Source organism: Streptomyces sp. NPDC037301 (assembly GCF_055602785.1).
This window is the reverse complement of sequence record NZ_JBVJWD010000025.1, coordinates 23,784-36,602: the sequence shown is the minus strand read 5'-3', so window position 1 is coordinate 36,602 and position 12,819 is coordinate 23,784. Positions and strand designations below refer to the sequence as shown.

At 68.0% G+C, this 12,819-nt stretch carries 8 protein-coding genes; 6 read left to right on the top strand and 2 right to left on the bottom strand.

Annotated elements, in window-relative coordinates; all coding sequences use genetic code 11:
• Positions 1 to 197: 197 nt before the first annotated feature.
• Together ACZ7IB_RS31400 and ACZ7IB_RS31395 are read right to left on the bottom strand one after the other, a co-directional pair.
• Positions 198 to 2,291: a DUF6351 family protein gene (locus tag ACZ7IB_RS31400; protein ID WP_470917182.1), complete on the bottom strand. Its 2,094-nt coding sequence runs from the start codon at positions 2,289 to 2,291 to the stop codon at positions 198 to 200.
• Positions 2,292 to 2,490: 199 nt separating this feature from the next.
• A complete protein-coding gene (locus ACZ7IB_RS31395; RefSeq protein ID WP_470917180.1) occupies positions 2,491 to 3,633 on the bottom strand; it encodes a mandelate racemase/muconate lactonizing enzyme family protein in 1,143 nt (380 codons plus the stop codon).
• A gap of 235 nt (positions 3,634 to 3,868) precedes the next feature.
• On the opposite strand from ACZ7IB_RS31395, the gene ACZ7IB_RS31390 reads away from it, so the two are divergent.
• From ACZ7IB_RS31390 to ACZ7IB_RS31365, 6 genes are all read left to right on the top strand, one after another.
• A complete protein-coding gene (locus ACZ7IB_RS31390) occupies positions 3,869 to 4,870 on the top strand; it encodes a LacI family DNA-binding transcriptional regulator (RefSeq protein ID WP_470917178.1) in 1,002 nt (333 codons plus the stop codon).
• A gap of 119 nt (positions 4,871 to 4,989) precedes the next feature.
• Positions 4,990 to 6,330, top strand: coding sequence for an ABC transporter substrate-binding protein (locus tag ACZ7IB_RS31385; protein WP_470917176.1), 1,341 nt, complete (start codon positions 4,990 to 4,992; stop codon positions 6,328 to 6,330).
• A 7-nt stretch (positions 6,331 to 6,337) separates the two neighbouring features.
• The gene (locus tag ACZ7IB_RS31380; protein WP_470917174.1) at positions 6,338 to 7,288 is read left to right on the top strand and encodes a carbohydrate ABC transporter permease; all 951 of its coding nucleotides are present in this window, start codon (positions 6,338 to 6,340) and stop codon (positions 7,286 to 7,288) included.
• Entirely contained in the window at positions 7,285 to 8,163 is an 879-nt protein-coding gene (locus ACZ7IB_RS31375; protein ID WP_470917172.1) for a carbohydrate ABC transporter permease, read from the top strand. The genes ACZ7IB_RS31380 and ACZ7IB_RS31375 overlap by 4 nt, the downstream gene beginning before the upstream one ends.
• Before the next feature lie 104 nt (positions 8,164 to 8,267).
• Positions 8,268 to 10,559 carry a hypothetical protein gene (locus ACZ7IB_RS31370; RefSeq protein ID WP_470917170.1) on the top strand — a complete coding sequence of 764 codons (2,292 nt, stop codon included), beginning with the start codon at positions 8,268 to 8,270 and terminating at the stop codon, positions 10,557 to 10,559.
• A 12-nt stretch (positions 10,560 to 10,571) separates the two neighbouring features.
• Positions 10,572 to 12,794: an FAD-dependent oxidoreductase gene (locus tag ACZ7IB_RS31365; protein WP_470917168.1), complete on the top strand. Its 2,223-nt coding sequence runs from the start codon at positions 10,572 to 10,574 to the stop codon at positions 12,792 to 12,794.
• The last annotated feature ends 25 nt before the right edge of the window (positions 12,795 to 12,819 follow it).

Sequence of the window (12,819 nt, the reverse complement as noted above, 5' to 3'; positions counted from 1 at the left end):
GAAGTGGGGGGTGGGGCTTGGGAAGCGCCCCCACCGTTCCCCCTCCTCCCCAAGCCCGCCCCCCCCCTCCGAAACGACAGCGGCGGGGGGTTTTTGCGGTTCCGGCCCGCGGGGTGCGGGCCGGAACCGGCGAGGTGGTGCGACTTACTGCGAGGGGTCACATCGCCCCCAGTTTTGGCTCACCTGCCGCGAGCCTGTCACTTCCGGTCGAAGGAGAGCCATGTACCGGCGAGGTCCTGCTGACCCACCCCGGGCCTGGACCAGTCGCAAACACCGTCCTGGAAGATCGCCTTCAGATCCTTGAACTGACCGTCGGTCACCGGCACTCGGTAGTCGGAGCGGATCACGGGACGCTTGCGGCACTTGACGACGTCGTTCGCCACATCGGCTCCGGCCACCATCCGCGGCGATGTCCACACCGGGTAGAGGGTGTTGCACTCGGTGTTGCCGATGCCCTCCACCTGGGGCTCCGCGATCTTCTTCGCCCCGGTGCCACGGGTCCAGCAGGCGTCCGTGAGTCCCTGCGGCCGATGGCGGACGATCTTCTCGATGGGGGCGTCGTTGCCGGAGTCTCCCTTGATGCCCGTGAGCCACTGGTCCATGTCGGACACCATCCCGGCGAGAGTGAATCCGTGCCCGTTGGAGCGGGTGAGCATGACCTGGTTGGCGTGGGTGCCGTTGGCCTTGTCCAAGCGCGCCCGGGTGGAGAAGGAGTGGAAGCGCATGTGCATGTCGCCGGCCGACGCGTCGTCCGTGTAGTCGCGGTAGTCGATGATCGGAACGTCGGCGAGGCCGGCACCGCCGTTCAGCATGCGGCCCGTGCGGTAGGCCGTCCGTACCGCCTTGAGATCGGCGACGGTGCGCTCCGCGGCGGGCTTGGCGTCGTCGTCGAGGCCGCCGATGCGCCGGTTCAGGTCGATGAACTGGTCCATGTCGATGGTCCCGTTGTTCAGGGCCTCAAGTCCGTACTGGATACCGGTGTTGTCGAGCGGCCTGCGCGCCTTCCCGGTCCCCGGTACCTTGCCGTAGACGTTTACGGTGTGGCTGTAGACGTCACAGCGGGCACCGTCCGGGTTGGTGTCGGGGTCGTAGCGCTGCCCCTCGGGCAGCTGCGGCGGACAGAACACCGTAGGGTCGATACGGCCGCCGGCCCGTGCCAGGCTGCCGATGCTCTCCCACTTGCCGAACCCGGCGACCGCCCTCTGCTGCTCCTTGGTGAACGCGTCCGGCGCGACATCCTTGAAGTAGTGGTTCAGGAGCTGGGCGTCGCTGAGCGTCTGAATCGTCCCGAAGCCGACGTCGGGGAAGCTGCAGCCCGAGAGGATGCCGTCCAGCAGGCCCGGGTAGTTGTCGGCGATCTGGTGGGTCTGGTACGAGCCGCCGGAGCAGCCGTTTCCGATGGTGAAGGCCGGGTCTCCGTACGTCTCCACGAAGCGTTCCTTGACCATGCTCATGGTCTCGGCGGCCAGCAGGTCGTTGCAGTTGTTGCCGAAGACGTTCAACGTGGACGACGCGACGCCGTAGCCCTTGCCCAGATACGTGTCATTCATGATGCCGACGGTGTTGCGGCCCTGGATGTACCAGCCGCTGGAACATCCCCCGCCGAAGCCGTACACGAGGCGCCCGTTCCAGCCCGGCCCACGCTGCAGCGGGTCGGGGGTGCCGGACATCGGGTCGTGCAGCACGGCCGTCTCGTAGATGCCGCGGTTGATGGTGCCGGTCTCGACGCGAACGATGTACGGCACCTTCGTGCCCGCGCTCGTCGTGGCGGTCGCCAGGTCGGCGGGACGGTCGTTCGAGTCGGGCAACGGAACGAACTTGCCGGCCGTGGTGCGATACATGTAATCGACGCGGGTCTTGACCGAGCAGTCCTTGTCGATCGGCTGCCCGAGGGTACCGCCAGTGACCGTCTTGAACTCGGCGGTGTCACAGATGAACGGCTGCTCGTGCGGCCCGGCGAACACCGGCCCCGTGATGGGGTGGTTCTTCAGGGTCAGCTGTCCGGAGCCCGCGCCCCGAGCCCTGGCCGTGAGCCTGTTGTCGCCCTTGGACAGCTCCTTCACCACGCCCATCAGCGCGTGATCGCCGGCGGGCCGGAAGCTCGAGGTCACGTCCCGGCCTTCCACCTCGACCCGGATGCTGTCGGCCGCTATGGACGCGGGCACCCCGACACGTATCAGGGCGTCGTCTCCCGACACCACGCCGGGCCGCGACGACACGGCCGTCACCTGCAGCTTCTCGCGTTCCTGGCTACCGGCCGGCGTCGCCGACGCACCGACCAGCACGCCCATGAACGCTATGCCGGCAAGGCCCATTCGGACCGGCCTCGCGGCTCCTCTGAACGACACGACGGAACTCGCCTCACTTCCTGGAGTCGGAAATTGGTGCTCAGTGTGCGGACGCGGGCCGCGGGCCCGCCGGGACGGTGATGCGAATGTCCCGTTGTCCTGTTGTGCGGCTTCCCGGCCGGTGACCGGAAGAGACCCGCTCCTACCAGTTGGTGAACGCCCCGTCCGCCGTGCGCAGGTGCGGGCGCTCGGCCGCCGCGGCCTGGTACCGGCGCGCCGCCTCCCGGTCGATGTCGACGCCGATGCCGGGCAGTTCGCTCAGCTCCACCCGCCCCGGCAGGATCGTCGGCCGCGCGGTGAAGAGGGCGGCGATGGCCGGATCGGGGTCGGTCTGGTGCTCCTGGATCGCCGCATTGGGGCAGGCCAGGTTGAGTTGGAGCGAGGAGGCGGCGGTGACCGGGCCGAGCGGGTTGTGGGTGGCGAGCTTGATGTGGTGGGTCTCCGCCATCGCCGCGATCTTCTTCGCCTCGGTCAGGCCCGCGGCCACCCCGACGTCCACGCGCGCGTAATCGATGAGGTCGCCCTCGATGAGTGTCCTGAACTCCCATTTGGAGCCGTACTGTTCACCTGCGGCCAGCGGTACGCCGGTGCGGGCCCGCAGCATGCGGTAGCTGTCCGGGTTCTCACAGCGCAGTGGGTCCTCGACGAAGTACGGGCGAGCCGCCTCGATCTCCCGGCACAGGGTCAGCGCCTCCGGCGGATCCAGGCGCGTATGGACGTCGAGGATCAGCTCCACCTCGTCGCCGACCGCGTCCCGCACCTGGTGGAAGAGGTCGACCGAGTCGCGCAGGCAGCTGCGGGCGTCAAGCGTGCCGTCGGCGTCGTGCGGCGAGGCGAACCGCAGATGGCGCCAGCCCTCGGCGACCAGGTCGCGGCAGCGGTCCAGGAACCACGCGCGGTCGTGGTAGCCGTCGCCGACATGCACATAGGCGGGTACGTGATCACGCACCCGGCCGCCGAGGAGCTCATGCACCGGTACGCCGAGCGCCTTGCCGCGGATGTCCCAAAGGGCCACGTCCACCGCTGCGATGGCGGCGCCGAGTATGCGGTCGGCGGGGAAGAACCCGCGCCGGAACATCACCTGCCAGAGGTGCTCGATCCGTCGCGGGTCCTCGCCGACGATCAGCTCCGCCAGGTGCTCGAGACCCCCCGCGACCGCCCGTTGGCGCGACCTGATGCCGACCTCGCCCAGGCCGTGGATGCCCTCGTCGGTGTCGACCACGACCAGCATCATGCTGTCGCCGTGGTCGGGGAGAGTCAGCACTTCCAGGCCTGTGATCTTCATTCCACTCCTCTATGAAAACGTTCCCGCAACTTCAGTGCCGTTCTTGAGAACACATCATCAGCAGTAGTCGAGTCGAAGCACAAGACCCATGCGTCTAGAAGGTTTTCCTCGATGAAATAGTCCTGACACACGTCTTGACACGTCATGGGAACGTTCGCAAACATCAACCGCATTCGCAGGATCCAGATGCGAGACGACCGGGGTCCCCCGGCTCAAGACGACGAGGAGGCCGTCCGTGGCAGTCACGATCCGGGAGGTGGCGAGCGCCGCGGGCGTCTCGGTGTCGACGGTGTCCCGTGCGTTCACCGCACCCGACCAGGTGCAGCCGACGACGCGGCAGCGCATCCTCGACGCTGCGGCCAAGCTCGGCTACTCCCCCAACCCGGCGGCCCGTTCACTGCGCGGCGGCGGCACCGGAACGCTCGGCCTGATCGTCCCGGACATCGCCAACCCGTTCTTCCCGCCGATCATCAAGGCGATGCAGGCCCGCGCCCGGCACCTGGGCTACACGGTCCTGGTCGCCGACAGCGACGAGCGCGAGGCGGACGAACTGGCCGCCATCGCGGCCGTATCGAAGCGGGTCGACGGCCTGATCCTGTGGGCCTCCACCCTCACCGAGGACCGGCTCCATGAACTCGCGGGCCGGATGCCGCTGGTGGTGGTGAACCGGCACGTGTCGGGCATCCCCGAGGTCCGGATCTCACTGTCCGCCGGCATCGCGCAGGCCGCCGAGCAGTTGAAGGCGTACGGTCATCGGCGCTGCGTCTTCATCAACGCGTCCCGCGCCGAGCTGAGCCGCGGGAAGTCCATCCAGGAGTCCTTCGAAGCGCTCGACCTCTCCCTGTCCGAGCTCGGCCCGTACGAGCCGCGGTTCGAGACGGGCGTGCACGCCGCCACCCTCGTCGCCGCCCACGATGCGACGGCCGTGATCGCCCACAACGACCTGGTCGCCCTCGGTGTGCTGCACCAGATGGCCAACCTCGGCATGAGCGTGCCGCGCGACGTCAGCGTCATCGGCATCGACGACACGCTGCTCGCCTCCGTCTCCACCCCCAGCCTCACCACGATCAGGATCGACCCCGAAGAGATCGCCACGCGGGCAGGGGACCTCCTGATCGAGACGATCGCGAACACAACAGGACGTACTGGACAAGGACTTGACGTCACTTCCCCCTTCGTGGAGATCGGCTCCCGCCTGATCCCCCGCGCCTCGACGGGCCCCGCACCCGCCCACTGATCCACGGCGCACACCACCACAACAAGCAAAGCACCGCACTACACCGCACCGAGCCCACTCCTGCCCTTCTTGGAGCTGTTATGCCCAGAAACTCCCGCTGTGCGGCCATACTTGGCTGCATGGCGCTGACCGCGACCCTCGCGGGCTGTTCCTCCCTCACCCCGAGCAGCGCCGGCGGGGACGGCGATCTCGTACTGCGGGTGCAGGGCATGCCGCCGGCCACCGACAAGCCGGGGGTCGCCCTGTTCAAGAAGCAGGTGGCCGACTTCGAGAAGGCCAACCCGGGCATCAAGGTCAAGGGTTCGACCACGGTCTTCGACCCGCTGACGTTCTCCGCGAAGCTGTCCGGCGGCAATGTCGAGGACGTCATCAAGGTGCCGCTGACCGAGCCGCAGCGGCTCATCCAGCACAAGCAGGTACAGCCGATCACCGGGCAGCTCAAGGAGTGGGAGCACTTCAAGGAGTTCAACCCTCAGGTCCTTCAGCCGCTGACCGACAGCGCCGGCGACGTGTACGGCGTACCGCAGAATCCTTACGCCCAGGGCCTGGTCTACAACCGCGAGCTCTTCGAGAAGGCCGGCCTCGACCCCGACAGGCCGCCGGCCACCTGGGCGGAAGTCCGTACCGCCGCCAAGCGGATCAGCGACAGGACCGGCAAGGCGGGATTCGTCCACGAGTCCAAGGACAACCAGGGCGGCTGGCAGCTGACGATGCTGTCGTACGCCTTCGGTGGCGAGCTGGAGAAGGAGCAGGGTGGCAAGTACACCGCCACGCTCACCGGGGAGCCGACGAAGAAGGGGTTGCGGCTGCTCAAGGACATGCGCTGGAAGGACGATTCGCTCGGCAAGACCCTGCTCAACAATCAGAACGACGTGATCAAGCAGTTCGCGGCCGGGCAGGTCGGCATGTTCATGGGCAGCCCGGGGACGTACCGACTGGCGAAGATGCAGTTCGGCATGGAGAACACCGACGCCTTCGGAGTGGCCCCGATGCCGCAGTCCGGCGGCGACGCGACGCTCACCGGCGGCGACATCTACATGGTCCCGAAGTCCGCCGACAAGAAGCACGCGGCAGCCGCCGTGGAGTGGCTGACCTTCGCCTACGCCAAGCCGCAGTACAGCACCGGCATCGCCGCCGAGCAGGCCAAGGCGCTCTCTGCCGACCCGAAGTCCGCGGTGGGCGTGCCGACGCTGCCGGTCTTCGACAGGAAACGGCAGACCGAGATCGACGCCGCGATCAAGCCGTACATCAATGTGAAGCTGCAGAACTTCAAGCCGTACATCGACGGTCTCGCCACGCTGAAGCTGAAGCCGGAGCCGCCGTACCAGGCGCAGAAGCTGTACACCGCGCTCGACCCGGTGGTCCAGGCGGTGCTCACCGAGCGCGATGCCGACATCGACTCCCTGCTGGCCTCGGCCGAGAAGGACGTCAATGCCAAGCTCGCCGCGGACCAGAAGTAGCCGGCCCATGGCCCTGCTCACTCCGTCCCCGCGCCCGGCCGCTGTGTCCAAGGAGCCCGCGCCGCGAACCCTGCCGCAGCGGCGGCGTGGCACCGGCGCCCGCAAACAGTTCACGGCCTGGCTGTTCCTCGTCCCCGCGCTGCTGGTCTTCGGGCTCTTCGCCTGGTGGCCGATCGTGCGCAGTCTGCTGATCAGCTTCCAGAAGACCAACCTGGTCGAGCCCGCGGTCTGGGTCGGCCTGGACAACTTCCGTGCCCTGTTCGACGATCCGCTGCTCGGCACCGCCGTCCAGAACACACTGTTCTTCGTGGGTCTCGGACTGCTGATCGGCTTCCCGGCGCCGCTGATCCTGGCCGCGATCATGTCGACGGTGCGGCGCGGCGCGGGCGTCTACCGCTTCCTGGTGTATCTGCCGGTGGTCATCCCGCCAGTGGTGGCGATCCTGCTCTGGAAGTGGTTCTACGATCCCGGGAGCGGGCTCTTCAACAACGTCCTCGGCAAGGTCGGGCTCGGCCCGTACTTGTGGCTGGAGTCCTCCGACAGCGCCATGCTCTCGCTGGTTCTGGAGGCCACCTGGGCGGGCATGGGCGGCGCGGTCCTGATCTACCTCGCGGCGATGGTCGGCATCCCCGGCGAACTCTATGAGGCCGCCGAGGTGGACGGCGCCGGGATCTGGCGGCGGATCTGGCATGTGATGCTTCCCCAACTCAGGTCTGTCATCGGCCTGTTGCTGCTCGTCCAGCTGATCAACACGGTGCAGGTCTTCACCGAGCCGTACGTCTTCACCGGCGGCGGACCCGAGAACTCCACCCTCACGGTCCTGCTACTGATCTTCCGGTACGCCTTCCAGGACGGCGAGTACGGCCAGGCCGCCGCGCTCTCCTTCCTGATGGTGCTCGCCCTCGCCCTGCTCTCCGCGGTGTATCTGCGGGCCACCCGCAGCTGGAGCACGTCATGACCACGCTCACCACCTTCGTCTCCACCAGCGACCGCCAACGCCCCGGCGTACGCGCCGCGGTGCGCTCCATCCAGGTGTTCACCCTGATCCTGCTGCTGCTCATCGGCATCGGACCGCTGTACTGGATGGTCAAGGGCGCGGTCTCACCGCCCACCGAGCTCACCACTCAGCCCCTGGCCCTCTGGCCGGACCGGCCGGCCCTGGGCAACTTCTCGACGGCGTACACCGATCTGAGTGTCGGCCGCTATCTGATGAACACCTTCCTGGTGGTCGGCGGATCGTGGTTCGTGCAGCTCTTCGTCTCTGCCACGGCGGGCTTCGCCCTTTCGGTACTCAGGCCGAGGTTCGGCAAGGCCGTATACGGGGCGATCCTCGCCACGATGTTCGTGCCGTACACGGTGAACATGGTCAGCCTCTTCATGACCGTGATCGACCTGCCGTTCCTGCACCTCAACCTGGGCGACACCTACTGGGCGATCTGGTTGCCGGCCGGCACGAACGCCTTCACGGTGCTGCTCGCCAAGCAGTTCTTCGACGCCCTGCCGAAGGAGCTGTTCGACGCGGCGCGGGTCGACGGGGCGAGTACCTGGCAACTGCTCACCAAGATCGTGCTGCCCATGAGCAAGCCGGTGCTCGCCGTGATCAGTCTGCTCGCGGTGATGCACTCCTGGAAGGACTTCATCTGGCCGCTGGTGGCCATCACCGACCCCGAGAAGCAACCGATCAGTGTCGCTCTCGCCCAGCTCGCCACGCAGGCTCCGCAGGACCAACTGATCGCCGCGATGGTGCTCGCCGTCGCCCCGCCGGTGCTCGTCTTCGTCGTCTGCCAGAAGTACATCGTCGCCGGACTCGGCTTCACCGGAGTCAAGGGCTGAGTCCCACCGGAGCCGACGGCAGGACCCGCAACTCTCCCACCACACCTTCCGCTTCGGCACATTCGGAGCATCCGGAACACCCCGACCAAGAGAAGGGCACCTCCATGTCAGTCGCCCGCCGCAGATTCATCCAGGGCACGGCCGTCGCCACCGGCGCCGCACTGTTGCCGACCGTTCCCGCATTCGCCGCGGACCCGGTCACCATCGAGGCCGACGGCATCACCCTGGTCGGCCGTAGCGACGGCAGCGTCCTCGTGCAGGACGGTGCGGGCGCCGACCGCATCCTGCTCAGCCACTTCATGATCAAGGACACCGCGCTCGGCCAGCAGCGCACCTTCGGCGGTACGCCTGCCCGGATCACGCTCCCCGACGGGCGGCCCGCAATTCAGGTCACGTACACGATGGCGAGCAACGCGTCCGGAGTCACGGTGCGCGGCACCTTCGACGTCACCCCTCACAAGGCACACATGAAGTGGGAGGTCAGCGGCTCCAGCACGCTCACACCGGCCGGCTTCATGTTCTCCCGCACGGTGTACGGGGCGAGCGCGGCGGAGTCGTACGAAGCGCTGACCGTCTGGGAGCGGGACGCCCGAGGTGGCATTCCGTACGAGGTGAACGCGGGCGGCGCGTACGTGGAGACGTGGGCGGGATCGAAGGGCTTCTTCTGCCTCCCGTCCACCAACCCCGCGAGCACGAACGCCACGTGGGTCCATTCCCCCGGTACCTCGACCGGCGCGAGCACCGCGGTCACCGAGGCCGATCTGGTCCTCGGCGATCTGCGGCCGCGCGGGGCGGGAGCGCTCGCTGCCAAGAGGCCCCTCGGCGTGGAGGTGTGGACCGACCAGCCGTTCAACCTCTACAAGGCGGCCGGGCAGACGATGACGCTCAAGGCGCAGGTCGTCAACGGCTCCGCCGCGGCCAGGAAGGTGACCCTGACTTGGTGGGCGCGGGACTTCGGCGGCAAGAAGATCGCCGGTGGAACGCTCTGCAAGAGCCTCGCGGCGGGCGCCGCCTGGAATGCCTCCTTTCCCCTGACCTCGCCGTCACAGAACATCGTGTTCACCGAGGTGGAGGCGGTCAGCGGCAGTGACAAGGCGCTGGCCCGCACGAATCTGAGCGTGCTCCCGGAGTTCGCGTACAAGGCGGGCAAGGAGTCGATGTTCGGCCTCGCCAACTACCCCTGGCTACTCAAGCCCGGCAAGGCCGCTGTACTCGGGCTGGTCAGGACGCTCGGCATCAAGTGGATCCGCATCGCCTACGCGGGCGCCCCGGGCATCGACACAGCGACCCTGGACGCGAACGGCATCGGGCACAACGTGGAGCTGAGCGGCATCCCCGTGGGCGGCAGTCCGGAGCAGATCGCGGCCTGGGCCGACACGAATGTCGCCAAGGCCCTGGACGCCGAGGCCGCGTACTTCGAGGTGAGCAACGAGGTCAACCAGCCCTGGATGTCCGGCCGCGGCGCCGACGCCTACGTCCGGGACGGTCTGCGCCAGGTCACCACGCGCCTCGACGCGGCGGGCTCGCGGATGAAGGTCATGAACGCCGGCCTCGGTGGCATGGACTACGTATGGACCAAGAACTTCCATGACGCGGGCGGCTGGGACCTCATCGACGCCTTCGCCTTCCACCCCGGTCGCGGCAACTTCACGCCCGACTTCGCCCCGCCGCCCGAGGAGTGGACGCTGGGGTCGTCCGGCTCATACTGGAACTTCCTCGGCGCGCTGCGCAAGGCGAACCAGGTCCTGGAGGAGTACGGCGGCGACAAGGAGCTGTGGCTCACCGAGGCGTACGCACCGACCCGGCCCAACGCGTGGTGGAGCGACACCTACCGGCACGCCGCCGAGAACACGCTGCTCACGCTCGCTCTCGCCAAGGCCGAGAAGGTGCGCGCCGTCAACTGGTACCAGCTGCACGACTCGACGATCCACCACCCCCAGGAGGCCGACCCGGCCAACCCCGAGTACCACTACGGCCTGATGAACCGCGACACCAGCGCCAAGCCCTCGCTCCTCGCCTTCGCGACCGCCGCCCGGGTCCTGGACGAGGCCGAGTTCGTCCGGCATCTCGCCTTCGCGGACCAGGACATCAAGGGGCTCCTCTTCACCACTCCTGGCGGACCGGTGTCGATCATCTGGAGCCGCAAGGACGGCTACATCCTCAACTCCCAGCACGGCGAGGATCCTTGGTACGCATCGCCGGAGCCCTGGATCGACACCTGGACGACCAGGACCGCGGTCGTCGCCCACTCGGGGACGGCCAACGGAACGGTGCGGGAGCTGAACTGCATCGGCCAGGAACGCTCCCTGAAAGCCTCCGGCGGCAAGATCACCCTCACCCTCGACGGCGCCCCGCGCATCTACTACGGTCTCGCCGCCAATCCCGACTGGAAGTAAGTGACGTACGACATGAGGAATGAAACCGCACGGCACGACATCACCGTCGTCGGCGGCGGCCTGGCCGGGGTCTGCGCGGCGATCGCCGCGGCCCGGCTCGGCCGGAGCGTCGCGCTGATCAACAACAGGCCGGTGCTCGGCGGCAACGCGAGCAGCGAAGTCCGGGTCTGGGTGTGCGGCGCGACCGGCCACGGCAAGAATCACCATGCCCGTGAGGGCGGCATCATGGGCGAGTTGCTCGTGGAGAACCAGTTCCGCAACCCGGACGGGAACCCCTACTACTGGGATGCCGTGGTCCTGGACGCCGTACGCGCCGAGCCCGGCATCACGCTCTACCTCAACACCGACGTGCGCGAGGTCGACGCCGAAGGCCCGGACGAGGCCCGGCGGATCACCTCGGTCACCGGCTGGATGATGGGCTCGGAGCGGCGGATACGTTTCGAGAGCTCCCTCTTCCTCGACTGCACGGGAGACGGCCTGATCGGCCACCTGGCAGGCGCCCACCACCGCATCGGCCGGGAATCGCGCACCGAGTACGACGAGGCATGGGCTCCGGAGACGGCCGACGACATCACCCTGGGCTCCACCCTCCTCTTCTATACGAAGGATGCCGGTCACCCGGTCAAGTTCGTGCCGCCGAACTTCGCCAAGGACATCACCCGGACCTCCATCCCGCAGCGCCGCATCATCAAGGCGGGCGACAACGGCTGCGCGTACTGGTGGATCGAGTTCGGCGGCGAGCTCGACACCGTCCACGACAACGAACGCATCCGCGACGAGCTGTGGTCGGTGATCCACGGCATCTGGGACCACATCAAGAACTCCGGCGAGTTCGACGCGGCGAACATGACCCTGGAGTGGGTGGGCTCGGTCCCCGGCAAACGGGAGTACCGGCGCTTCCTCGGCGACTACGTCCTGCACCAGGGCGACATCCTCGGCCAGACCGAGTTCGCCGACCGGGTCGCTTTCGGCGGCTGGTCGATCGACCTGCATCCGCCGCAGGGCATGTACGCCACCGATGCAGGTGCCAAACAGCTCTACGCGGACGGCATTTACCACATTCCGTACCGCAGCCTCTACTCGGTGAACACCGAGAACCTGCTCTTCGCCGGGCGCAACATCTCCGCCAGCCATGTCGCCTTCGGCTCGACCCGCGTCATGGCGACCTGCGCCACGATCGGCCAGGCGGCCGGCACGGCGGCGGCGCTCTGCGCCACCGGGGATGTCACCCCGCGCGAACTCCCCGTACCCGAGCTGCACCGGGCGCTGCTGCGCCAGGATGCCTCGCTCATCGGCCTCGCCTCGACGGACCCGGAGGACCTGGCGCTGCGGGCGACGGCCACGGCATCGTCCACCTTGAGCGGCCTGGCAGTCGAGGACTCCGACGAGCTATGGCCTCTCGCGGCGGACGCCGGACTCGTCCTCCCCGCGGACCCGGACCTCTCCGGGGTGGAACTGCTCGTCGACGCCGACCGCGACACCGAGATCGTGATCGATCTGTACGACCCCGAACTCGGCCAGAACTACGTCCCGCGCCGCCTCGTCACCTCCACCACCCTGCCCGTCGCCGCCGGTGCCCGGCAATGGCTCAAGACGGGCCTGGACTGGTCTCCCGAAACCCCACGCAACGCCTTCCTGGTCGTCCGCGCCAACGACGCCCTCGCCCTGCACCGCTCCGACCGCCCGACCCCCGGCGTCCTGTGCTTCACGCGCGTCCCGCTGCGCCCGTCGGACGAATCGCCGCAGCCGCTGCGCGAGTGGACGGACATGGGTCTGCTTCGCCGCACCTTCTGCTTCCGTACGGGAGAGACCGCGGCCTACTCCCCCGCCAAGGCCACCGACGGCTATGCCCGCCCGTACGCGGGACCGCACATGTGGGTCTCCGCACCACTGGCGGACGCCCCTTCCCCCTGGCTCGAGTTGGCCTGGCCCGAACCTGTCGCTCTGGGCCGGATCGAGGTCATCGCCGACGACGACGTCAACGAGGACCTGATCAACCTGCACCACCACCGCACCCCCTTCGACACCCTCCCCACCCTCCTTCGCGACTACCGCGTCGAGGCACTGGATACTGACGGCACCTGGCGCGTCATCGCCCGTGCGGCGCAGAATCGGCGGCGACGCGAGACGCACACGCCGGCGGAGCCGCTCACCACATCGGCGATCCGGGTCGTCGTCGAAGCCACCAACGGGGCGGCGTCGGCACACGTCGTCGCCGTGCGCGCCTACGAGTAGAAGCACCGACGCAAAGGAGTGACCG

Bases quoted from the DNA above. Each gene is read 5' to 3' on its own strand.
- ACZ7IB_RS31400 (WP_470917182.1), bottom strand. From the start codon at position 2,291: ATGGGCGTGCTGGTCGGTGCGTCGGCGACGCCGGCCGGTAGCCAGGAA.
- ACZ7IB_RS31395 (WP_470917180.1), bottom strand. From the start codon at position 3,633: ATGAAGATCACAGGCCTGGAAGTGCTGACTCTCCCCGACCACGGCGAC.
- ACZ7IB_RS31385 (WP_470917176.1), top strand. From the start codon at position 4,990: ATGGCGCTGACCGCGACCCTCGCGGGCTGTTCCTCCCTCACCCCGAGC.
- ACZ7IB_RS31380 (WP_470917174.1), top strand. From the start codon at position 6,338: ATGGCCCTGCTCACTCCGTCCCCGCGCCCGGCCGCTGTGTCCAAGGAG.
- ACZ7IB_RS31375 (WP_470917172.1), top strand. From the start codon at position 7,285: ATGACCACGCTCACCACCTTCGTCTCCACCAGCGACCGCCAACGCCCC.
- ACZ7IB_RS31370 (WP_470917170.1), top strand. From the start codon at position 8,268: ATGTCAGTCGCCCGCCGCAGATTCATCCAGGGCACGGCCGTCGCCACC.
- ACZ7IB_RS31365 (WP_470917168.1), top strand. From the start codon at position 10,572: ATGAGGAATGAAACCGCACGGCACGACATCACCGTCGTCGGCGGCGGC.